Annotated in this window: 22 protein-coding genes; 14 read left to right on the plus strand and 8 right to left on the minus strand. The window is 42.5% G+C overall.

The features are described from left to right. Positions 1 to 66: 66 nt before the first annotated feature. A complete protein-coding gene (locus PSYC_RS02820) occupies positions 67 to 1,050 on the minus strand; it encodes a class 1 fructose-bisphosphatase (protein WP_011279832.1) in 984 nt (327 codons plus the stop codon). 425 nt (positions 1,051 to 1,475) lie between these two features. On the opposite strand from PSYC_RS02820, the gene PSYC_RS02825 reads away from it, so the two are divergent. From PSYC_RS02825 to PSYC_RS02840, 4 genes are all read left to right on the plus strand, one after another. After that, positions 1,476 to 2,549 carry an aspartate carbamoyltransferase catalytic subunit gene (locus PSYC_RS02825; RefSeq protein ID WP_011279833.1) on the plus strand — a complete coding sequence of 358 codons (1,074 nt, stop codon included), beginning with the start codon at positions 1,476 to 1,478 and terminating at the stop codon, positions 2,547 to 2,549. 60 nt (positions 2,550 to 2,609) lie between these two features. Next, entirely contained in the window at positions 2,610 to 3,821 is a 1,212-nt protein-coding gene (locus PSYC_RS02830; protein WP_011279834.1) for a dihydroorotase, read from the plus strand. After that, positions 3,814 to 4,377 (plus strand): DUF2127 domain-containing protein, encoded by a 564-nt coding sequence (locus tag PSYC_RS02835; RefSeq protein WP_041757509.1) that lies wholly within the window; start codon positions 3,814 to 3,816, stop codon positions 4,375 to 4,377. Before PSYC_RS02830 ends, PSYC_RS02835 begins: the two co-directional genes overlap by 8 nt. Before the next feature lie 105 nt (positions 4,378 to 4,482). Then, the gene (locus tag PSYC_RS02840) at positions 4,483 to 5,364 is read left to right on the plus strand and encodes an IS982 family transposase (protein WP_011279666.1); all 882 of its coding nucleotides are present in this window, start codon (positions 4,483 to 4,485) and stop codon (positions 5,362 to 5,364) included. A 91-nt stretch (positions 5,365 to 5,455) separates the two neighbouring features. On the opposite strand, the gene PSYC_RS02845 is transcribed toward PSYC_RS02840, so the two are convergent. The 3 genes from PSYC_RS02845 to PSYC_RS02855 all read right to left on the minus strand — a co-directional run bounded on the left by PSYC_RS02845 (position 5,456) and on the right by PSYC_RS02855 (position 10,156). After that, positions 5,456 to 6,730, minus strand: coding sequence for a cation:proton antiporter (locus PSYC_RS02845; protein WP_011279836.1), 1,275 nt, complete (start codon positions 6,728 to 6,730; stop codon positions 5,456 to 5,458). A gap of 40 nt (positions 6,731 to 6,770) precedes the next feature. Further along, positions 6,771 to 8,396 carry a DUF2254 domain-containing protein gene (locus tag PSYC_RS02850; RefSeq protein WP_148201649.1) on the minus strand — a complete coding sequence of 542 codons (1,626 nt, stop codon included), beginning with the start codon at positions 8,394 to 8,396 and terminating at the stop codon, positions 6,771 to 6,773. 191 nt (positions 8,397 to 8,587) lie between these two features. Beyond that, positions 8,588 to 10,156, minus strand: a complete 1,569-nt coding sequence (locus tag PSYC_RS02855) for a YihY family inner membrane protein (protein ID WP_041757512.1) — start codon at positions 10,154 to 10,156, stop codon at positions 8,588 to 8,590. A 336-nt stretch (positions 10,157 to 10,492) separates the two neighbouring features. On the opposite strand from PSYC_RS02855, the gene wrbA reads away from it, so the two are divergent. Together wrbA and PSYC_RS02865 are read left to right on the plus strand one after the other, a co-directional pair. Then, positions 10,493 to 11,110: an NAD(P)H:quinone oxidoreductase gene (gene wrbA / locus PSYC_RS02860; protein WP_011279839.1), complete on the plus strand. Its 618-nt coding sequence runs from the start codon at positions 10,493 to 10,495 to the stop codon at positions 11,108 to 11,110. 71 nt (positions 11,111 to 11,181) lie between these two features. After that, the gene (locus PSYC_RS02865) at positions 11,182 to 11,661 is read left to right on the plus strand and encodes a hypothetical protein (RefSeq protein ID WP_011279840.1); all 480 of its coding nucleotides are present in this window, start codon (positions 11,182 to 11,184) and stop codon (positions 11,659 to 11,661) included. A gap of 119 nt (positions 11,662 to 11,780) precedes the next feature. Here the strand turns inward: PSYC_RS02865 and PSYC_RS02870 are convergent, their stop codons facing one another. Next, complete coding sequence (locus PSYC_RS02870) at positions 11,781 to 12,551, minus strand: DUF3108 domain-containing protein (protein ID WP_011279841.1); 771 nt, start codon at positions 12,549 to 12,551, stop codon at positions 11,781 to 11,783. 539 nt (positions 12,552 to 13,090) lie between these two features. Between PSYC_RS02870 and PSYC_RS02875 the strand changes: the two genes are divergently transcribed. Next, positions 13,091 to 13,384, plus strand: coding sequence for a co-chaperone GroES (locus PSYC_RS02875; protein ID WP_041757514.1), 294 nt, complete (start codon positions 13,091 to 13,093; stop codon positions 13,382 to 13,384). Between the two features lie 95 nt (positions 13,385 to 13,479). Further along, on the plus strand, positions 13,480 to 15,120 hold the full coding sequence (gene groL, locus PSYC_RS02880) for a chaperonin GroEL (protein ID WP_011279843.1): 1,641 nt from the start codon (positions 13,480 to 13,482) through the stop codon (positions 15,118 to 15,120). Positions 15,121 to 15,463: 343 nt separating this feature from the next. Here the strand turns inward: groL and yaaA are convergent, their stop codons facing one another. Next, positions 15,464 to 16,276, minus strand: coding sequence for a peroxide stress protein YaaA (gene yaaA, locus PSYC_RS02885; protein WP_011279844.1), 813 nt, complete (start codon positions 16,274 to 16,276; stop codon positions 15,464 to 15,466). Positions 16,277 to 16,749: 473 nt separating this feature from the next. Between yaaA and PSYC_RS02890 the strand changes: the two genes are divergently transcribed. The 6 genes from PSYC_RS02890 (at position 16,750) to PSYC_RS02915 (ending at position 21,397) form a co-directional block, all read left to right on the plus strand. After that, complete coding sequence (locus PSYC_RS02890) at positions 16,750 to 17,907, plus strand: Re/Si-specific NAD(P)(+) transhydrogenase subunit alpha (RefSeq protein ID WP_011279845.1); 1,158 nt, start codon at positions 16,750 to 16,752, stop codon at positions 17,905 to 17,907. 108 nt (positions 17,908 to 18,015) lie between these two features. Further along, positions 18,016 to 18,351, plus strand: a complete 336-nt coding sequence (locus PSYC_RS02895; RefSeq protein WP_201500644.1) for a proton-translocating transhydrogenase family protein — start codon at positions 18,016 to 18,018, stop codon at positions 18,349 to 18,351. Then, positions 18,348 to 19,748 (plus strand): NAD(P)(+) transhydrogenase (Re/Si-specific) subunit beta, encoded by a 1,401-nt coding sequence (locus tag PSYC_RS02900; protein WP_011279847.1) that lies wholly within the window; start codon positions 18,348 to 18,350, stop codon positions 19,746 to 19,748. The genes PSYC_RS02895 and PSYC_RS02900 overlap by 4 nt, the downstream gene beginning before the upstream one ends. A 152-nt stretch (positions 19,749 to 19,900) precedes the next feature. Continuing rightward, on the plus strand, positions 19,901 to 20,455 hold the full coding sequence (locus PSYC_RS02905) for an acyl-CoA thioesterase (RefSeq protein WP_011279848.1): 555 nt from the start codon (positions 19,901 to 19,903) through the stop codon (positions 20,453 to 20,455). Positions 20,456 to 20,570: 115 nt separating this feature from the next. After that, complete coding sequence (gene iscX, locus PSYC_RS02910; RefSeq protein WP_011279849.1) at positions 20,571 to 20,780, plus strand: Fe-S cluster assembly protein IscX; 210 nt, start codon at positions 20,571 to 20,573, stop codon at positions 20,778 to 20,780. Between the two features lie 83 nt (positions 20,781 to 20,863). Then, a complete protein-coding gene (locus PSYC_RS02915) occupies positions 20,864 to 21,397 on the plus strand; it encodes a GyrI-like domain-containing protein (RefSeq protein ID WP_011279850.1) in 534 nt (177 codons plus the stop codon). A gap of 308 nt (positions 21,398 to 21,705) precedes the next feature. On the opposite strand, the gene dapE is transcribed toward PSYC_RS02915, so the two are convergent. Next, entirely contained in the window at positions 21,706 to 22,929 is a 1,224-nt protein-coding gene (gene dapE / locus PSYC_RS02920) for a succinyl-diaminopimelate desuccinylase (protein WP_011279851.1), read from the minus strand. An 85-nt stretch (positions 22,930 to 23,014) separates the two neighbouring features. Further along, the gene (locus PSYC_RS02925) at positions 23,015 to 23,773 is read right to left on the minus strand and encodes a 2OG-Fe(II) oxygenase (protein ID WP_011279852.1); all 759 of its coding nucleotides are present in this window, start codon (positions 23,771 to 23,773) and stop codon (positions 23,015 to 23,017) included. Between the last annotated feature and the right edge of the window lie 41 nt (positions 23,774 to 23,814).

A 23,814-nucleotide genomic window follows, 5' to 3' on the forward strand; every position in this document is an offset into this window, starting at 1 on the left:
GACTCGTATAAAGTTGCTATTCACTTGACTCGACACGAATCATAAAAGGCTGATTAAATTATTTATTTATTTTTCGGCATAGTTTAAATGTAGGTTTTTGACATAATCGACTTCATTTTTGCTGCCAAGTACCACAGGCACGCGCTGATGAATATCAGTTGGTTCTATATCTAAGATACGATTGACCGCATCGGTTGCGCCGCCGCCAGCACGTTCAATTAGAAGGCTCATTGGATTGGCTTCATACATGAGACGTAATTTGCCTGCTTTATTGGCATACTTAGTATCAAATGGATAAGTGAATAAACCACCACGGCATAGAATGCGATGCACATCACCAACCATGGCGGCAACCCAGCGAGTATTAAAATCGCGACCACGTACACCGATCTCACCAGCGATAAGCTCATCGATATACTGTTGCATCGGCGCGCGCCAGTAGCGATAGTTTGAGGCATTGATAGCATATTCACTGGTATCGGCATCGACTGTGACATTTTCTTCTATTAGGACATAATCATTGGTATCTGGGTCTAAGCTAAACATCACCACGTTATCAGTAATGGTCAGCGCGAGCACGGTAGAGGTGCCATATAGTAAATAACCAGCTGCCAGCTGCTGATTGCCCGCTTGCAAGAAATCGCTATTTTCGCTGACTTTACCTTGGTGTTGGTACGGTAAAATAGAAAAGATAGTGCCAACTGCCATATTAATATCGATATTGGATGAGCCATCAAGTGGGTCAAATAATACCAAAAGACTGCCCTCAGCATTGGCAGGGATGGCATCATCGAGCTCTTCTGAAGCAACACCGGCACAATGGGTGTTTTTTGCTAAAGCATCTAACAATAAATCATTGGCCAGCACGTCTAATTTCTTCTGATCTTCACCCTGGACGTTTTGATTGCCTGCTTCGCCAAGGATATCTGCCAAAGCGCCTTTTCTGAGCAGTTGTGAGATGGTTTTACCAACATCGGTGACCGTCGTAATAACGTCATTGAGGGCAGGACTGGCGGCGTTAGTGTTCAGATACTGTGCTAAGGTTGTCATAGTGTTTCCTAATAAATTATTCTGATAAAGAGTGATACAAGCTAAAGGGAGAATGAGTGCTTAAGATTGGGTTATGTGGTATCGATATGGGGTAAATGTTTAAATACTGGCTAAGGCATCTTTGTCCTGACCTCAAAATCAGCTACACTAACACTATTATTCATTTACGGTTTAAAGGGCTAACGTTTGATACGGCTGCCAAATGATGCGCTGTGATTATCAATAATAATGACGGCATCTATTTTCCAATTACCTATATAACTGAGGTAAATTGTAGCAAAATACCTGAGGTAAATTGTAGCAAATAAGCAGCAAAATGTCCTTGTCTCTATGCCTGTCTACGTTATTATCGAGGCAGAATTGTTAAAAAAATCAATGAAAACATATTGTTAAATCATATAAACCCTTAATAAAGACGTGTCCTTATGTCAAATTCTATCGATAGCCAATCAATACCAACTATCTCGCCAACAGACTATACAAAATTTGATCCTGATACCATTCATGAGAAACTTGATGCGTCGTTAAGTCGTCCGCAGCTCAATACTGACGGTAGTATTCGTCATTTTTTGGGTATTGAAGGTCTTAATAAAGCCCAGTTACGGGCGATTATTGCCAAAGCTGAGACCTTTTTTGATGACAAGGGACAGCTGATTAACCGTCCTGAGCTCGAAGGTTATACGGTGATGAATCTGTTTTTTGAGCCGTCAACTCGTACGCGTACTACCTTTGAAGTAGCAGAAAAACGCTTGGGTGCCAATGTACTCAATATCGATATTGAGCGCTCTAGTACCAAGAAGGGAGAGAGCTTACGCGATACATTATGGAATCTGCAAGCGATGACGGCAGATATCTTTGTGGTACGCCATTCAGCATCAGGTGCGGCACATTTTATGGCGACCGAAGTGACACCAGATATTGCGATTATTAATGGCGGTGATGGCTGGCATGCCCATCCAACCCAAGGCATGCTTGATATGCTGACCATTCACCGTGAAGCACCGCGTCCATTTGAAGAGCTGTCGGTTGCAATCGTTGGTGATATCAAACACTCTCGGGTAGCACGCTCTGATATCAGTGCGCTACAAACATTAGGCGTAAAAGACATCCGTGTCTGTGCACCTCGTACGTTACTGCCCAAAGGGATTGAGCGTTTTGGTGTGCAAGTATATGAAAACATGAATGAGTGCGTGACCGACTGCGATGTCATTATGGGTTTAAGAATCCAAAACGAACGTATCGGCTCGCCACTTTTGGCATCATCGAGTGAGTACTATAAGCACTATGGCATTACCCCTGAGCGCATGGCGTTGGCTAAGCCTGATGCCTTCGTCATGCACCCAGGACCGATGAATCGCGGAGTTGAAATTGCCTCAAGCGTTGCCGATGGCGCGCAATCTGTGATTTTGAAACAGGTAAATAACGGCATTGCTATTCGTATGGCGGTACTGTCACTAGCGATGGAAGGTCAACGCGCGCATCAAGCGGCTGGCAATTAATATCTCGCTATACTGTTTTATTCTTATTTATCCCATTTTATTGATACGGTAATAACGCTCATGTCTCATATGATAAACACCGACGCCACGATACTTAACCATCTGCCACAAAGTTTTCAAAATACATTGCCAAGTGCAGTAGCTGACAAAATAGCTAATCTTGAAGCAGGGAGCGAGATGTGGTTGCTACCACCCTTGGTGGATTTATGCGCCCGCTTACGTGAGCCGGGGCAACAGCAGCATGGTACGTTAGAGTCAGAAGGACGTGCGGCACGTGGCAATGGTTTTTTGCATGTGGTGATTCCACCAGATACCAACCCTATTTTAGAGAACGGTTCATTGTTAAAAGGCTTACGTGAGCGGGCGCTCGATGATGGCGGCATTTATTTGCATGTTTTGGGCGCACTGACCGCAGGTCTAGAGGGTGAGCGCCCGTCTAATATCGCAGGTCTTAAAAAAGGTGGCTGTATTGCGGTTTCCAATGCTCGCAGACCTTTTCGTAATGATTTAGTGCTCCTGCGTACCTTGGAGTATGCAGCAACCTTTGGTATGAAAGTATTCTTTTATCCTGATGAGCCAAGTCTGTCTGGAGATGGCGTTGCGCATGAAGGTTATATTGCTTCGTATCATGGCTTGCAAGGTATTCCTTGGATTGCAGAAACAGTCGCCTTATCAACGCAGCTACTGATGGTGGAGGAGACCGCTATTGCCGCTCACTTTAGCCAATTATCCTGTAAGTCTTCCATCGAGCTGATGCGCTGGGCAAAAGATAAAGGTTTGCCAGTGACCTGTGATGTGGCAATGCATCAGCTGTACTTGACTGATGATAATTTAGAAGGCTTTAATGCTCAAGCTTATGTCCTGCCACCATTACGTAGTAATACCGATCAGCAAGCCATTCGCCGCGGCTTAAAGGATGGCACCATCGATGCGATTTGTAGTCATCACGAGCCATTAAACAGTACCGCCAAAAAAGCCCCATTTGCGGAGAGCACTCCAGGTATCTCAAATTTTGATACCTTTATGGCGCTGGCGTGTCAGCTGGTAAAGGATGAGGTATTAACTTTAGCGCAGCTAGTCGATAAAATCTGTCTGAACCCAGCAAAAATTGCTGGTATCAGCGAGCAATATGAAAACATCGGTGGCGCAGTACTGGTCGACCCCAATCTTGAATGGCAAGTGACTAGCGAATCCATGCTATCGAATGGTAAGAACACGCCATTCTTTAATCAAAAGCTGCAAGGGCGCGTTGTGGAGACTTTCTTTGGCTAATTTGCCTAGGCAGGATGATAGTCTACAGTCTTCGTCAAAAGACAAGTCATCAAAAGACCGCCATCCGTTTTCAAGCCAACGACACAGTGAGCCACGCACGACTTCAAGTGAATCTATCAAAGCAGTGGCAATCTATGAAGTAGTGAAGGGTGTTGGTGCGCTATTAGGAGCAGTGGCTTTATGGTCGTGGCATACTGACCTTGAGCGTTGGCTTATTATGGCGACGGCTTCTTGGCAACAAGTATTTGGTCAGCTATTGGCACCGCAGGTTGATAGTGCGGTAGAAATTGCGCAGCAAGCGAGCAAGAACTGGCCACTGTTTTTATTATTAATTTTTGCTTATGCCAGCTTACGTTTTCTTGAAGCCTATGGCTTGTGGCAAGATAAAACGTGGGCATACTGGTTTGGGGTGTTTGGTTATGGGATATTTATTCCTCTTGAGCTTTATTACCTGATTGTGAGCCCATTTGACTGGTTTAAACTTGCCATATTAGTATTGAATATCATTATCGTGATGGTGGTATATCGTAATATGAAACGAAAAGGGTTGATATAAAGACTTAATACAATATACCCCACTCTCAACTTCGAAAGTGATTGAAAAAAGAAGAGCATCTCACTAATCTATTGTTTTCGACCAAGAATACAACGGAGTCATGAGATGCCCATAGACGAATTTATCATCAATATCTATTTAATGGTAGAGCAATATTACAAAATAGTCGTTACTGAACCCTTGCGAGGTGCAGGTTACGCGCCAAAGCTGAGTGATCCTGAGATCATTTGCATGGAACTGGTCGGTGAATTTTTAAACCTTGATCAAGACAAACAGATTTGGCAATATTTTACCCAGCACTGGCAAGCCTGGTTTCCAGCCATAGGCTCATATCCTAACTTCGCAAAGCATTGCGCGAATCTGTGGCAAGTCAAACAGCGGATACAAGATAACGTCAGTCAACTTGAGGGCCGTGACAACATCCATTTTATGGATGGTTTTCCGATACCCGTCTGTCATTATGGACGCGCTTATCGGCATAAAAACTATCAAGACTTAGCGGCTTTTAGCTACTGTGCGGCTAAGCAAGAGAGGTACTATGGCTTTGAAGGACATTTGCTTGTTAACTTATCGGGCATGATTAAAGGCTTTACCTTTGCTCCTGCCAATGTTGATGAAAGAGCGGTTGCGCCTGATATTACTGACAATATCTATGGTTTGCTCGGCGCTGATAAAGGGTATATCAGCCCTAGTCTCACTCAGTACTACGACGCTCAAGGAGTGGATTTACAAACGCCACTCAGAGCTAACATGAAAGAGGATAGACCCAAACCTGTGGTAAAACGGCTAATGAAAGCCCGCCGTATCGTTGAAACAGTCATTGGTCAGCTATCAGAACGATTTAATATACAAAGGGTACGAGCAAGAGATTTATGGCATTTGTCTCATCGATTGATTCGTAAAATTCTGTCACATAATCTATGCTTTGTACTCAACAAAAAACTTGGTAACCCGCCACTTCAGTTTGAATTGCTTATTTCAAGTTGAGAGTGGGGTTACAATATGTAAATGCGTATAAAGAAAGCCAGTATAAGAGATGTTCTTATACTGGCTTTCTTTGACTCAAATGACTGAGGACTTATATCTCTACTGTTTTTTTATCCGTACCAATGCTTTTAGCGACTTTACCTACACTTAACCCTTGTACCAAGATAGAGAATATAACCACCGCATAAGTCAGCGCCAATAGTATATCGCGCTCTGATCCTGTAGGCAGTTGCAATACTAAAGCGACCGAAATGCCGCCTCGTAGTCCACCCCATGTTAGCACCTTCCAAGCGCCTGCTGGCAAGTCAAGCTGCCGATGAAAGGTCTTGGTGGTCATGCCGACCACAATAAATCGAGCAAGTAGGGCAATAACAATCGTTAAAGCTCCAGCGATAAATAAATTGGCTGAATAAGCAATCATTACCACTTCAAGACCGATTAATACAAATAAAATTGCGTTTAAAATCTCATCGATCAATTCCCAAAACAAATCGACATAATGGCGCGTCTTATCACTCATCGCTAGTGCTCGTCCTCGATTGCCCAGCATCAGCCCCATCATTACCATTGCTAGTGGTCCTGATAAATGCCAATGACTGGCTAGCTCATAGCCGCCTATCACCCCTGCAAGTGTCAGCAAAACCTCTTCTTGATAGCTATCAATGCTTTTGAGCATGTAATATAAAATTGCGCCAAGTACTAAACCAAAGACAATACCGCCACCAGCTTCAACTGCCAAGGTATGCGCCACATAATTAGCGGTGGGAATATCACCGCTCGATAAAATACCGAGCAGCAGTACAAAGATGACGACGCCGATACCATCGTTAAATAGCGATTCGCCAGCGATGACCGTTTCTATGCTTTTTGGTGCGCCAGCAGACGCTAAAATGCCCATCACTGCAATAGGGTCGGTTGGAGATATCAAAGCGCCAAACAGTAAGCACCACAAAAAAGAGAGCTCAAAACCAAATAATGGCAACATCAGATATAGAGCGACGGCAATCAGCAGCGCTGACACTAAGGTACCGATAAAGGCTAGAATACCAATGGGCAGCTTATAACGTTTTAGATCACCAATATTGACGTGCAAAGCGGCAGCAAATAAAAGCATAGAGAGCATGCCATCTAGTAAGACTTCAGTAAAATCAAGCTGCCCTAATAAACTGATCTCATAATCAATGAGCTGATCAAACCCTAACAACCCTAAAAATATCGCCCCAATAGACAATAATATAGAGATAACCATCACACCAATGGTCGTCGGTAGTCCAATAAATCGATGATTAACGTAAGTCAATAGGGCAGTGATGGATAAAAATATCGCGCTGATTTCGAGTATGGTCAGGCTGCTCGTAGGGTCCATAAAAAATTCTCAAGTGGGTAATAAAAAGTAGCAATTATGCTCAAACTTGTTTGGATTGGGTTTGTAGTGCCTGACGAATATGGGCATCAAAATCACTGACATAATGGAAATAGTGATGCTGGGCATTTTCACTCATAATAAACTTCTCTGCTTGTTGACACATCGCAGTCAGATCATCAGCGAGCTGATGATAATTTAAATTGTCCGCGCCGGCACGCTCAATCAGTTTTATCTCATGTATGAGCGTTTGCTGCTGTGCATCATTAACCCTAGCATAATTCAGATCAATCATTGCCTGACATAGCGCCTTTAATACCATCAAATCTGCTGCCGCATAACGCCGTATCTCACCAAGTGAGCTATCAATAAAATCTGATATTTTAGGCATATGAGTAACGACGGCAAGAATGGCTGAAGGTTGTTGGCTCTGATAGCTGACACTGTTTGCTGTGTCTGTCTCATTCATTGGTTTATAAAAATGATAAGGCGTCGGCGGCTGACAACGCATCATAATGCTCAGACAGCTGGTCAGCGATTGGACACAGTTAACCGCTGTTTTTGGGTCATTGATACCTGTCGACAATGCGCGTACAGCAATCTCAGTCATTTGTCCTAAGCTATAAGCAATATCATTAGATTGCGTTAAGCGCTGTTCAAGACGTATACAGCCCGCAAAGCGTTGCCAAAATAGCCCGTCAGGCGAACGCGGCACAAGCGCCAAATGCGGCGTTTTGGTTTTTTGTAGGTTGATTGGATGGTCTGCCGGACGCTGATAAAAATAGCCAATCACATTTTTGTCGGTGACAAAGTGACCGAGACTGCTATTTATTTGTACCACACCACCATAATCTTGCGATAGGGTAATGAGCGATTCAAAATAAATCTGCTGCAAATAACCTGAATGTGGTGGATAAATAGGCGTAGCAGACCAGTGATGAAATTGCTTGATATCATGATGCTCAATATTACGTTGGTGCTCGATATCGCAGCGGTCGTTATACCAATAATGAATGTTTTTAATCGCCTCATTGCTGGCACCTTGGATCACATGCGATGCCTGAATGGCATGTACCATATGCTGCACAAAGTAGACCAGTAATAAGGCGCAAATAATCGCCATAATAATGGCAAAAGTCACCGATAATTGCGGCACACCAAAACCGACATCGTATTTATGAATGGCTTTTAACACTAGTAAACTATAGCTAAACGTACCGATAAACGCGCCTAAAACGAACTGATTGGGTGTATCGGTCAAAAAATTACGCAGTAATCGGGGTCCAAATTGCGAAGATGCCATCGACAATACAGCAATCGTAATCGAGAAAGTCGTACCTGCCACTCCCAGTACCGCGCCGGCAATAGTGGTCATGATAGCGCGCGCGGCATCATCATCGCCAGTGAAGGCAAAGGTGATCTCTTTGACCATGTCACGATCAAAATGCTCATCGATAGTCACGAGTATAGGAGCGAGCAAGATGCCTACCAGCACACAGGCAGTCGGTATGAACCAGTAGGAACCAATCAGCTGTTGCCACAAATTTGTTAGGCGATCGGGTAAATTGGTGAGCGTTTTTAGCGACCATAACTGAAAAAACTGCCGCAGTCTTTTGAGACTTGACGTTGATAGACGGTTAAATAAGCTGTCTTTAGCATGTTTAGTCAACGTGAGCAGCTCCAAAAATGATCGTAGTATTTCTTTTATCGTCAGCAGTTCCATAGAATAGTACTGCTGACGATAAAAGGTCTTAAAAACAAATTACCTGATTCACTGCAAATAATCCATTAAAAATAGGATGAAAAAATAAGCTCCAGTTGGAACTTGATTTTTGTAGAATGGTTTTATTATTTCAACAGTCAAATCGAGCTTGGATTATCAGCTTCTGTAATAATATCGCCTTTAGCATTGAAGTGATTAGCGTCTACTTGGTTTTTATCATCATCGCTGTCTTGTGGAATAAGAATTTCACGATTATGTTCATCACGTTCTATGTCGCTATCCTTGTCATAGGCGACCGGTTCAAACTTCGGTATATCATCCTTATTATCTAGAGGCTCTTGTAATAAATAACTGGAGGTAGCCGCGCTAGATTTTCTAAAGAATTCATTTTTCTCTTTCTGAAGCTTTTCATTTTTATGATTAGTCGATTTGTCATTAGCAGATTTTTTGCGTGGTTCACTATGAGCAAAAATAGCACCGAGTGGCACATTCAATTGTGCTTTGGCATAGGCTTCGGTATTTTCAAAGCGATTGACCAATAAGCTAAGCCAAGGTTTTTGGTCTTTTAGGCTCATCTCATCAAGCTCATCTTTGATAGGCAATGGATAAGGCAGGGTACGATAAAAATCCCACAAGGTTATTTTGCTCAAATCTCTTTTGAGTACGTAGTGCTCATCTTCTGTCATGGTAATCAAGTTGCTGTCTTGCAGGTAGTTGATATAGGTATACCATTTTGGCAGCTCCTTACGTCCAAGAACATTGCGTAGCGCTTGCTCGCTCACCGCTTCGCCTTTTAAATGATAGGTATAAACTAGGTTTAACATATCAAGCAAGCTTAAAAACGGATGGCGCGGATAGACCTCTTCTGTCTCAAATATGGTTAAGGTATAGCTAATCTCAACTCCTAATAAAATTAGATTCCATGACAGATATATCCATAATAAGAAAATCGGCAGCGCCGCAAATGCGCCATAAATCGCCTCATAACTGGTAAAATTTGCCATCACTGTACCAAATAAGTGCTTCATCAGCTCAAAGACAATCGCCACAAAAACACCCGCAATCGCGGCGTTTTTTGCCGGTACTCGCGCTTTTGGAATAAACCAATACATACTGATGAAACCAGCGATCGTAACAGCAATCGACACTATCTGTACCCAAAACGACCAGTCAATACCATAGCCGCCAATTTGCCTATTTAACAAATTCAGGCTTTGTACAGCACTTGAGGCGATAAATGCCGTACCCAATACCAAGGGTCCCAACGTGACGATGGTCCAATAGCGCAGCATACTTCTCATACCGCCAGAACGATCTTCTACGCGCCATATTTGGTTAAAAGCGCGCTCAATGGTGGTCAAAGTCATGATGGTAGTAAAAAGTAAGAACATCGCCCCGATGATAGTTAGGTTTGATGATTTTTCAGCAAAATTATTGATGTATTTACTGACTTGTAAGCTCGATTGTGGCAGCAAGTTGCTATAAATGACTTCATAAATCTGCGCTCTAACAGAAGCAAGTGCTGGTACTGAAGACAAAATCATCAACAGTACGGTTAAGATAGGCACAATCGACAACAAAGTCGTATAGGTCAGTGATGCAGCTTTTTGCTGACAATTATCCTCAAAAAAGTGCCGTGTCAAAAAACGTAAGAACTGAAACCAACGTTGGTGTAAAAAAGGTATTTTTTTTAATAGATTTTCCATAACGACCATCTAGCAGGGATAATAGAGTGCGAATAGTGTAACAAACATGGGCTGTCTGAATCTGCGCATTAATTGTGTCAATATGCAGTTGAGCAGTTGAGCAGTTGAGCAGTTGAGCAGTTGAGCAGTTGAGCAGTTGAGCGGGACATTGCTGATGGCTAAAACTATTATAGACAAGACGCAAGGCAAGTATGAGCTAATTTACTTGGCTATTAGGTTAAGTATATTGCTAAGTAGCAGGGTTTGTTTGCATGTCAGTGAATGACTCGGGCATAATGGGCAGTATCTATATTACTGCCAAATTACTGCCAACGATTTTATAAGGAAGTTTTGCTAATGAGTCAGACCGCCCCTTATGTTTTGGTGCTCTATTATTCAAATTATGGTACGACTAAGACATTAGCCTATGCTATCGCTCAGGGTATCGAAGAGGCAGGCATGACCGCGCGTATCCGCACCGTGCCGACAGTCGCACCTGAAACCACGGCAAGCAAACCTGCAATTCCCGATGAAGGTGATTTGTATTGCACCATGGATGATCTAAAAAATTGCAGCGGTCTTGCGCTTGGTAGTCCAACGCACTTTGGTAATATGGCAGCGCCCATGAAGTATTTTTGGGACAATACCGTTACCATTTGGCTGGCGGGAAATTTACAAAATAAACCAGCTGCTGTCTTTACGGCGACTGGCTCTATGCATGGCGGTCAAGAGACGACCTTACTGACGATGATGTTACCACTGTTACATCATGGCATGATGATTGTGGGCGTGCCTTATGCTGAGCCTGCTTTAAATCGTACCACGCGTGGCGGCTCACCGTATGGTGCCAGTCATGTTAGCGGTGCATCCCATGACCAGCCTGTATCTGCTGATGAGCGTGAGCTTGGCATCGCTCAAGGGCGTCGTTTAGCGATTACGGCATCCGCATTAGCGCAAGCCAACTGGAGTCGTTAATGCGCTCGTCTGTCACTGTTTGGCATGAACAATACTGTTTGGCATGAACAATTAGGAAATACATATCTCTAATGGCTACTAACCCTTCTCATGACGACAGTCATAAGCAAACATCCAAAAAAAGCAGTCAAACAACCCAGCCGCTAAAACCGATTACGCCTATTCGTCAGCGCCTAATGGTGACTTGGCTGATTTGGCTAACCTTTAGATTGCTCGCTTTGCCTCTTTTGATAAATGTCTTTAATCCTAGTCGCCCTGATATTGTCGGCGGTATTGCATGGCAAGCGCTATGGCTGGTACCGGCATTTGTCTTAACGCCATCGATACTGCGTGGGCGCTCACCTTATGCGCTATTAATAGACAGTATGTTTACCTTGGTGTATTTAGGCGCCAGTGGGGTCGTATTATTCACACGTGCTTATGGCAGTAGTTGGGCAGAAATAGCGGTCTATTTCATTGATTTCGTCCTGCTATTTGCGATTAATATCTGGCTGTTTATCTTATTGAAGCGCTTACCATCAATGAATAATGTGGTTAAACAACCACGCTAGTTACTGAATCTGTCTTAGTGTAAACAGTTCAACCATAAAAAAACGGCGCTCTATTTGGAGCGCCGTTTTTTTATTAAGATATGCATTCATTAAGATATTAACGATTACAGCTAGAGGTATTAATTAACCTTGGACAATTCTAAGTCTATCTTCTTACCATCATTCATCTGGCTTACTTTTACTGGTAAGTAATCTAAACTTGGTGCCAACCAAAAACTGGTTGAGCGATTGTTATCGTCATGAATACGATCTACACGCACCGTATCAAAGGTGCCAGCAGGCACGGTGATTTTAGTCTTACCAGATTTTTTAAATGGGGTTTTTTCTATCTTATCGTGTTTTGCCATGTAGTAATTGCCGGAGAACTTACCATTTAATAAGTCTTGTCGGATTTGCACCTCAAGGCTCAAATCGTCAAAAGCTTGCTGCGCCATATTTAAAGTGGTCGACTTGCCTCTATAGTTACTAACTACCTTTTTGCTGCTTGGATTGAAATCCAGTTTATGCGTACGACCGATACCCAGTAGTTTATAAGTGGTGCTGGCTTGGGTTGGAATGACCGTATTACCGTTAATGGTAAAGGTACTATGTTGTGCAGCGCTTGCGATACCAGCAACCCGTGCATTGACATTGTACTTCCAAGTGTTGCCTGACTTATCTAAAGCACGAGTTGCGGTACCTTTATATTTGTCCTCAACCGTAAAGGTATAACTAGCGCTCGAAGGTTGAATGTTTTTTGCGCTGGCAAAAGTAGGTGCAGCCATACTTAAAGCTCCGATAGCCGCTATACTGGCTCCAGTGGTTAATGCGGTTAAGAATTTAGTTTTACCGTTATTTTTGTCATTATAATCGCTTATGGATGGTTTTTTATTAGTAGATGAAAAATTCATAGATAGTCCTTAATAGAGTGATATCAGATAACTTATAAGTCGATTCGACCTTACTGCTAACTAATATTGTATTTACAATGTCTATAATGATCATACTCTGTTACATTTTCAAGAGGAGAAACTTACGCTAACGTTTGGCTCTTGTAGTTGATGTTACTATCCTAGGTGATGCTAAGACTATGAGTAACTTGCTGTAAATTTAGTAAGAATAGGCGTATAAAACAATGATTGTTTCTATGAAATGCAGTAATCATTTAATGCTTTCATAATAATCGCCAGCTTTATACTAATGTCTTTATTACACAATATTCTAAGCAATTCAGTATTGCTTATCGACAAACGCTGCACTAATTAAGAAATTCTTGTAAATTTTTGGTCTTTACACTTGAAGCCCACTGTCCATGCCCCCACTTTTTGAAACAAGCTTAACGCTTATCTTTATTATGCTAATTTTAAAAAAATGGCATTTGAAGATAGAGTATTGAGACTAACAAACCAAATAAATTCTTAACTTAAACAACCAACTTATTGGAGACATATTGATGAATATTCGTCCTTTACATGATCGTATTGTTGTCCGCCGCATAGAAGAAGAAACAAAAACGGCTGGTGGTATCTTGCTTCCTGGTTCAGCGCAAGAAAAGCCTTCACAAGGTGAAGTGCTAGCAACTGGTAACGGTCAGATTCGTGACAACGGCGAAACTCGCGCGTTAGATGTAAAAACTGGCGACAAAGTATTGTTCGGTCAATATGCTGGTCAAACCGTAAAAGTTGACGGCGAAGAGCTACTTATTATGAAAGAATCTGATGTATTGGGTGTGTTAGAAGGCTAGTCCTTTTTGAGTATTTTTATACTCAGCGCATTTTTGACAATATCATTGAAATATTTAATTGCATTCTCATACTTATAATAGTGGAGTAATTTAACATGGCAAAAGACGTAAAATTCGGCATTGATGCCCGTAAACAAATGATGGACGGCGTAAACATTCTAGCAAATGCAGTACGTGTAACCTTAGGACCTAAAGGTCGTAACGTGGTTATCGATAAATCATTTGGCGCGCCTACCATCACTAAAGATGGTGTTTCGGTTGCCAAAGAAATCGAGCTTGAAAACAAATTTGAAAACATGGGTGCACAACTTGTACGTGAAGTTGCTAGCCGCACTAATGATGTTGCTGGTGATGGTACAACCACTGCGACCGTATTGGCTCAGTCAATCTTGCAAGAAGGCATGAAATCAGTTGCCGCTGGCATGAACCCAATGGATCTGAAACGCGGTATTGATAAAGCCGTGCGTGCTGCTGTTGAGCAAATCCATTTGCTATCAACACCAGCTGATGATTCAAAAGCGATTGCTCAAGTTGGCTCTATCTCTGCTAACTCAGACACCAAAATTGGTGAATTGATTGCTCAAGCGATGGAAAAAGTCGGTAAGCAAGGTGTTATAACGGTTGAAGAAGGTTCAAGCTTTGAAGATACCTTGGAAGTTGTGGAAGGTATGCAGTTTGACCGTGGTTATATCAGCCCGTATTTTGCTAATAAGCAAGACAGCTTGACCGCTGAGTTTGAAAACCCATATATCTTGTTGGTTGACAAAAAAATCAGCAATATTCGCGAAATCGTGCCATTACTTGAGCAAGTCATGCAGCAGAGCAAGCCATTGCTAATCATCGCTGAAGACGTAGAAAACGAAGCATTGGCTACCTTGGTTGTAAACAACATGCGTGGCGGCTTAAAAACTTGTGCGGTAAAAGCACCAGGTTTTGGCGATCGTCGTAAAGCAATGCTAGAAGATATCGCAACTTTAACTGGCGGTACCGTTATCTCTGAAGAGATTGGTTTAAGCCTTGAGACTGCAACTCTTGAGCAATTGGGTACGGCTAAGAAAGTCACTGTTGGTAAAGAAAATACCGTAATCGTTGATGGCGCTGGTCACTCTGCTGATATCGAAAACCGCGTTGAATCTATCCGTCGTCAAGTTGAAGAATCAACGTCTGACTATGATAAAGAAAAGCTTCAAGAGCGTATGGCTAAACTGGCTGGCGGCGTTGCCGTTATCAAAGTTGGCGCTGCGACTGAAACTGAAATGAAAGAGAAGAAAGATCGCGTTGATGATGCGCTACATGCCACTCGTGCAGCGGTTGAAGAAGGCGTTGTCCCTGGTGGCGGTGTTGCCTTAGTTCGTGCGATGAATGCATTGTCTGAGCTACGTGGTGATAACGATGACCAAAATGCTGGTATCAATATCTTACGTCGCGCAATGGAAGCTCCATTACGTCAAATCGTTACTAACTCAGGCGAAGAAGCGTCAGTGGTAGTGAACGAAGTGAAGAGTGGCAGTGGTAACTACGGTTACAATGCGGCTTCTGGCGAATACGGCGATATGCTAGAGATGGGTATTCTTGACCCAGCTAAAGTAGCACGTTCAGCACTAGAAAATGCGGCATCTGTTGCAGGCCTCATGCTAACAACTGAAGTCATGATTACTGATTTACCACAAGGTGATGATGGTATGGCTGGCATGGGTGCTGGCGGTGGTATGGGCGGTATGGGCGGCATGATGTAATTTTACTTCTGCTACAAAGCGATTTTTCTTTGTCAGACGTGCTCAATGTACGATAAGTACTATTTTCGCACGTCTTCCTTGAATAATCGCTTTTCGCTAGAAGTATGAATTGGTCATAACGTACTTGTTAAATCTAGTTCAAATAAAACCCCGATAGGCTAAGCTTATCGGGGTTTCTTTATATAGTCGGTGAAAAGTAATATCAATACAACACGTACTACTGGTGCAAATTTTTCTTGCTTGCTGTGCCTACGCAGACAGAGGCTGCAAAAAATTTACACCAGTAGTACTGTAGCGATTTTAAAGTATTTCAACTATACAAATTAGGTATCTTCTTTAAAAACTACTGATCCGCAGCATCTCGTCTAAACACCCACGTCTTATCATCAGATAGCTCATCGACATAATAATATCCCGCCAAGTTAAACTGCTTAAGCTGCTCAGCATTGGTCAGTTTATTATCCGCAGCATATTTCACCATTAGGCCTCGAGCTTTTTTGGCATAAAAGCTAATCACTTTATATTGACCATTCTTTTCGTCTTCAAATCTTGGCGTGACAATCTCGGCAGCCAGCGCCTTTTTTTTCACAGATTTAAAATATTCATTTGAGGCTAAATTAATCAATACTGTGTCATCGCTATCTACCATACGCGCATTGATAGTGTTAGTGACTTCTTCACCCCAAAACTCGTATAAATTATCACCACACTCATTTTTAAGCTTGGTACCCATCTCAAGTCGATACGGTTGAATCAAATCGAGCGGTTTTAGCACGCCATATAAGCCAGATAAGATACCTAGATGTTCATTGACGTAAATAGCCGACTCTTTATCCATGGCATACATATCAAGTCCAGTATAGACATCACCATCGAACAAATAACCAGCAGGCTTAGCTAAATTACCAGAAGCGCTATCAGTAAATGGCTGCTCTACACTCCAGTTCCATTCTTGATTGCGTTTAGCATTTAGCTGCGACAAATCATCAGAAATACTCATCAGCTCTTGTAAGTCAATAGGCTCTTTCGATTTCAGTATTTTCATCAGCGCTTGTGAGTGTTCAATAAGCTCAGGCTGACTATAGTAGTTACTAATATGCACTGGGACAGCGTCTGTTTCATTCAAAGATTTGGCAGGAGAGAGTAAAAAATACATAGTTATTCCTTATTATAGTGAAGTGATAAACACTCCATTAACGTATCAAGCTTTCTCATTATACGATACCTACAGGTTTAACTTGACTTACTCGTAGCTGTTTTGTACTTTTAAGCGTCATCATAGACATATGTCAAATATTATAGTTATTGTGATGACTCGTGTAAGCCAATAACATAAAGGCTTTAAGCGGTTCAGGGAAAAATAAAATTTTTTAATATAACAATAAAAGTTATGGTGATGTTATAAATAGCTAACTTTTATTTTACTTGCTGGTCATCATTAGACAATGAAAGTTAGCAGATGATATATCTATAATAAAACGGCATGATGGCAAATGAGCTATCATTTATTAAATTGATAATCTTTGGTCTTAAGTGCTAAACCAACCCTGACCAAAGATTTTTTGTCCCCTGTGCTTTTTAGAGGTGCGTTAGGGTATTAAAAGTAGTCATTAGACGTAAGGAGACGGTATGAAAATCGGTGTTATTAGTGCAGATAGCGCAAGCGAGTGTCGGGTAGCATTAACCCCAGACGCGGTAAAAAAATTACGCAAACTTGGGTTTGAGGTTGTCATCCAGTCAGGTGCGGGTCAAGCCTCTTATTATGCTGATGAATTGTATCAGGCTGCTGGTGCTGATATTGCCAATAGTAGCATTGACGTCGTCACACAGTCTCAGATTATTACCACCGTCAACGACTTGCCAGCGACGGCCACTGATCGCTTAACGTCTGGTCAGATCGTCATCGGTATGCTTGATCCATATCGCAATAGCCAACTTGATACTTATGCTGCTAAAGGGGCAACTGCTTTTGCCATGGAGCTGCTGCCACGCACATTGTCACGTGCGCAAAATATGGATGTCTTGTCATCGCAAGCCAACCTTGCCGGTTATAAAGCGGTATTGCTCGCCGCCAATGAATACTCACGTCCGTTTCCGATGTTTATGACTTCAGCGGGTACGGTTAAGCCTGCCAAGGTGGTGATCTTAGGAGTCGGTGTTGCGGGTTTGCAGGCTATTGCAACGGCCAAGCGTTTAGGCGCCGTCGTTGAAGCCAGTGATTTACGTCCGACTGCTCGCGAGCAAGTAGAGTCATTAGGTGGTAAATGGCTTGATGTGCCGATGAGTGCGGAGGAGGCTGAGACAGCTAAGTCTACAGGTGGCTATGCGTGGACGCCATCTGAGCAATATATCAAAGACCAAGCCGCTATTGTTGATAAAGCCTTGAGCAATGCTGACATCGTCATTACGACTGCACAGATTCCGGGTCGTCAAGCTCCGCGTTTGGTACACCAAGCAACCATTGCTAAGATGAAAGCTGGTTCGGTGCTGATTGATATGGCTGCCGGCACTGGCGGAAACGTTGAAGGCAGTGTCCCTGATGAAACCATTACTACGCCAAATGGCGTGCGTATTGTCGGTGCGGCTAATATTCCATCGCAGCTGGCGGCACAGTCTTCAGACTTATATGCCAATAACCTCGTTAACTTTATCACCACTTTAATTGCGCCTGCCGCTACAGATGACGCTACAGCAAACACACTGGCACTCAACTTAGACATGGAAGATGAGATTCAAGGCGCATTGGCCGTGACACATGAGCATCAAGTGCGTCTTGCTAAACGCTAAGTCTCAAGTCTTGATATTTTCATTATCGTACATTTGCCAGACAAGAAATAATTTTAGGAGGATAAGATGATTGCCACTATTTTAGCGGCAGCGCCAGCCGGTGCGGCCATGAGTAGCACGCCATTCGTAGCGATTTTTACCGTATTTGTGCTTGCTATTTTTGTCGGATATTACGTCGTTTGGGGCGTCACGCCTGCCTTGCATACACCATTGATGGCCGTGACCAATGCTTTATCAAGTATTGTGATTGTCGGTGCGATGCTACAGACCGTTACCATTGATGGTTCGATATTTACGCCAACCAGTTTGCTTGGGGCTTTTGCGGTATTTTTAGCCAGTATCAATATTTTTGGTGGTTTTGCCGTGACTGAGCGTATGCTGTCGATGTTTAAGCCAAAAGTGAAAAAAACAGTAGTAACAACAGATACTGGGGGTGACGCATGAGTGACTTATCAAATATGATTGCTGCTAATGCGGACTGGTTTTATCTAGTCGGTGCCATTCTTTTTGTTTTGACGTTACGTGGTTTATCTAGCCCAAAAACAGCGATTCGTGGTAATCGCTTTGGCATGGTTGCCATGGCGATTGCCGTTGTGACAACATTCTTCCTAGCAGAAGGTCCAGTACTTTGGTTGATTATTGGCGCCATGGTATTGGGTGCTATCGTCGGTATGTGGAAAGCAAAAACGGTTGCGATGACTCAAATGCCGGAAACGGTTGCCTTGATGCACTCGTTTGTTGGTTTGGCAGCGGTTGCGATTGCGTTAGCAACGGTATTGCATACTGAACAACAGCATGGTGCAGTTGCTCGTGTCGAATTATTTATCGGTTGTTTTATCGGTGCGATTACTTTTTCTGCATCAGTCTTTGCTTTCGGTAAATTGGCTGCAAAAAGCTGGGCGAAAACCTTAGTGGGCGGCTGGGTAAAACCGGTACAAGCACTACTTTTCATCGCTATGATTGCTTTTGGTGCTGTGTATTTCGTCACAAATTCATTACCTGCCTTCTATGCTATGGCAGTGATTGCGGTCATCTTTGGTTGGATGTGGATTGCCCCAATCGGTGGCGGTGATATGCCAGTAGTCGTGTCGCTATTGAACTCATTTTCAGGTTGGGCGGCAGCAGGAATTGGTTTTACCCTTGGCAACTCAATGTTGATTATCGCAGGTTCGCTAGTCGGTTCATCAGGTGCAATCTTGTCTTACATCATGTGCAAAGCCATGAACCGCTCATTACTTAACGTATTATTTGGTGGTATGGGTACGTCAGCAGTGTCGGCAGGCAGCGATGATGGCGCGCCGAAAAATTATAAAGCAGGCTCAGCAGAAGATGCAGGTTTTCTTATGGCAAATGCTAGTAGTGTGGTGATTGTCCCAGGTTACGGGATGGCGCAAGGTCGTGCACAAAACGCCGTGAAAGAATTGTATGAGCTGTTAAAAGAAGAAGGCGTCAATGTGCGCTTTGCTATCCATCCGGTCGCAGGTCGTATGCCAGGACATATGAACGTCCTATTAGCTGAAGCGGATGTCCCTTATGATGATATTCTTGAAATGGACGAGATTAACTCCGACTTCGCCAGTACTGATGTGGTGCTGGTCATCGGTGCTAATGACGTGGTCAATCCTTCAGCAAAAGACGATCCAACGTCACCAATCTTTGGTATGCCGATTCTAGAAGTTACCAAAGCTCAAACGATTATGGTTATCAAGCGTTCAATGAGTACCGGTTATGCAGGTCTAGATAACAGCTTATTCTATATGGATAAAACCATGATGATCTTTGGTGATGCTAAGAAGATGGTTGAAGAGATGGTTCGTAGTATCAATGGCGCTGGTCACTAATCTTTAAAATCGGTTTTCAATACAGTTTTTACCTAGCAGCTTCCACATATAAAAGTCACTGAGGTGGCTTTTTTTGCGTTAAAGTAGGCAGTATTTACATTCAATTATATCCACTTATTATTGATAGAAAATAACAATTAAGAGAGTCAGTTATGAATATGTTGGTACGATTTTTTATTATGGTAAGCCTATTAAAACAGCAACTTAATAAGCAGTTGGCGACCGAATATCTGAGTGTCGAAAGATTGATGGCACCAGTTGTGCGCCACTATCGAGTATTACCACATGACATGGGCTTTCGAGATCATCTGCCTAATTACCGCTATTTGTCTTTCATTGAGCTAAACATCACCAACTGGCTCATGGCGTGCTGTCATCAAAAAGGTATTAAAAACCTAGGTTGGATTATTGCCATGCAAGAGATGGTCTATCTGAAGCAGATTAAATTCTTAGATAAAATGACAGTGAATAGTAGAGTTGTCGGTTGGGACAAAAAATACGTCTATTTTGAGCATCAGTTTTTTGTTAAAAATCAGTTAATGGCAATGGGCATGACCAAGTTTGTTTTAACCAATAAGCAAGGTAAGTGCGCAACTGAGGTGTTGGATATGACTGGTGAGCAGCTAAATGAAGTCATTGACACTTGGAGTCAGCATCAAGTAGCGATTAAATCTGCCAAATCTACTGAGTCAACAAAGGCTGCATAACGAACTTGGCTATAATCATATGATGAATTTTGGTAGGATAGTGCTTATGTATTCTATAATGCTATATATTCTATAATGCTATTTTATGAAAATAATTAAAAAATAAGGAGCCACTATGACCCCGCAGAAGTTAAAATGGACAGACAGCTTAGATATCGCTATTGAGCTTTATGAAAAATTCCCAGAGACCGATCCGCAGTACATCCGCTTTACTGATTTGCATCGCTGGGTGACTGAGCTTGAAGGCTTTGATGATGATCCACAACGCTCCAATGAAGGTATCTTAGAAGCGATTCAGATGAATTGGATTGATGAAGCTGACTAGATTGACCTTTTTACTATTTTTTAATAACAAACATAGCTTTAATAACAAACATAACTTCAAATGAAAACAGGACAAACCGTCTCATGACTGCACAAATTCAAGAGCTAACTGACGTACAAACTTGCACAGGCATCAGCATCCGCACCACTAACACCGATGAAATTAGCCATGAAACGGCAAAGTTAGGCAAGCTATGGCAAAGTTTTTACAAAAACCATGTGAGCCAACTTGAAAAGGGTGAAGATATCTATGGTGTTTATCATAACTATGAGAGTGATGATGTAGGCGCTTTTGATGTTGTCGCTAGTTGGAAGGTGAGCAGTCAACAAGATGGGCAAGAAAAGTCAGACAATGACGATACGGCTAATACTGTCAAAGCTACTAAGAATAAAAATTCAAGCAACCTAACAACGGTTAGCATCCCTGCAGGAAAATACATGGTGTTTTCTGAATACGGTAATATGCCTAATACCGTGATGAATGCGTGGGAAAAAGCATGGACGTATTTCAATGATCCAAGCTGTGAGCACACTCGAACTTATAATGTCGACTTTGAGCGTTATGTTGAGGGTAAATTAGAATATGGTCAAGTCGAATTGTATATTGGTATCGAATAAAGCCATTGTTAGATTATAGAATAACTATGAAAAAAGATTGGCCATATTGCGGAACTATAGTTGAAATACTTTAAAGTCGCTACCGTATTGCTGGTGTAAATTTTTTGCAGCCTCTGTCTGCGTAGGCACAGCAAGCAAGAAAAATTTGCACCAGCAGTACGTGTTGTATCGATAGTACTTCTCACCGACTATAGTTCTATTAAGTATGAGAATGCATAAGCAAAAATAATAAATCAATAACAAACTCAAAAATAGCAAAAAGCGCCAAATCTAAAGGAGATGGCGCTTTTTGCTTTTATTAATGCTGACTAATCCAATAGTAAATTCTCTAAAATCCTTTCATAAATCTGCGCCAATCTGCCCAAGTCATCAACCTCAACTTTTTCATCAACCTGATGAATTGTGGCATTACGTACGCCAAGCTCAACGACTTGTGCACCGGTTGGGGCGATAAAGCGTCCATCTGATGTACCGCCAGAAGTTGACAATGTCGTATCAGTACCGGTTACAGATTTAATCGCTTGCTGGCATGCCGAGACCAATTTACCTTCAGGCGTTAAGAATGGCTGCCCAGATAGTTTCCAATGAATATCATATTTGGCTTTACTGTCTTTAAAGTATTTATCAAAGATGGCATGTGTTTTCGCTTTTAGCTCATCTTCGGTGGTTTCAGTCGAAAAGCGGAAATTAAAAACGACTTCCAGCGTTTCCGGTATGACATTAGTCGCGCCCGTGCCACCATTGATATTAGATATTTGCAGTGAAGTCGCAGGGAAGTAATCATTACCATTATCCCAACTGGCATTGGTCAATTCTGAGAGTGCCGACATAGCAGCATGAATAGGGTTTGAGGCAAGGTGCGGGTAGGCGACGTGCCCTTGTTTACCGGTGACAGTGAGTACTGCGCCCAGCGAGCCACGACGACCATTCTTAATAATGTCGCCTAGGGTATCGGTACTGGATGGTTCACCAACTAAGCAATAAGTGATTTTTTCTTGTCGTGCTTCTAAGGTTTCAATTACTTTGACCGTACCATTGATGGACGGACCTTCTTCATCTGAGGTGATTAAAAAGGCAATTGAGCCGTTGTGTTGAGGATGATTGGCTACGAAACGCTCGGCGGCGATGGTAAAGGCAGCAATTCCTGTTTTCATGTCAGCGGCACCGCGCGCCCAGAGATATCCGTCTGCAATGGTTGGGGTAAATGGTGGATAGGTCCAGTTTTTTTCATCACCTGTTGGGACGACGTCAGTATGACCGGCAAAGCAAATGACTGGATTGGATGTGCCGCGCCGTGCCCATAAGTTTTTAACCTCAGCGTGTTCGCCTTTTGCTTGTCTATCACCATAATACATAAACTCGCAGTCAAAGCCTGCTTGCGTCAGCCGCTCAGATAAGATGTCTTGGCAGCCATCATCATTTGGGGTGACAGAAGGACGTTCAAGTAGGGCAATACTTAAATCCAGTGTTTCTTGCTGATGGGTTGCTTGTTGATGGGTTTGAGAAGTTAGGTTGTTATCAATATCTGACATGAGAAGCCTTTTTTATTATGAAGTGATAGATAGAATAATTAGAGAGATGTAGCTCGTGAGGGAATCTTTATGAATGTTACAGCACTTAAATAATATCTTCAATAAAAGGCACTAAGCCATCACGGCGCATCCAGGTAGCGATAGAATAACGTTGACGATGGGCAATTTGTACTTGATGTTGTAAGTCACTATCAAATATCACCAGCCTATTGGCAACAGGCATCACATTATGATGGACACCATATTTATCAACGATTTCTAATGTGCCGCCATCACTTGGTGTCCATTCATCATTGAGGTAAAACACTGCCGAGATGACGCGCTCATCACGCCCAGCTGGATTATCACTATGCCATTGATAGCCGAAACCAACTGGATAGTAAGCATAATGCGCTTCACTATGACGAATACCAGTAAACAAGCTTTGATTGAATAAAGTGGCAAGCGCATTAATACTTTGTAAGTAATAAAACCCTGCAAAAAAATCCTTGGTAATCCAGCGTATTTTATCACCGCGAATATCACTGATACGAATACCCGCCGTTAGCTGGGCATCACGATACTTAATAAAGCCACTTTCCGCTTGCAGTGCTAATAATGCTTTTTGCTCAAAGACATTATCAATAATCAGCCAACCACTATCGACGAGCTTATCAAGTTGACTGTCCGTCAGCTTGTTTTCCCAATTAACCTCAAAATCAGAGGATTGTAATAGGTGTTGGGTCGGCAGTGGCTGATCATCATGGGTACTAAGATGTACAGACAGCAGTGGCGGATTATCCTTGCCTATCGGATTATCAACCACCAACTTTGTCACATCAAGATTGCTAATAATTTTTGTCATTTTGACTCGCTATTGTCCATCATCTATCAATACACTGCCAA

This window comes from Psychrobacter arcticus 273-4 (genome assembly GCF_000012305.1).
Lineage (GTDB): Bacteria > Pseudomonadota > Gammaproteobacteria > Pseudomonadales > Moraxellaceae > Psychrobacter > Psychrobacter arcticus.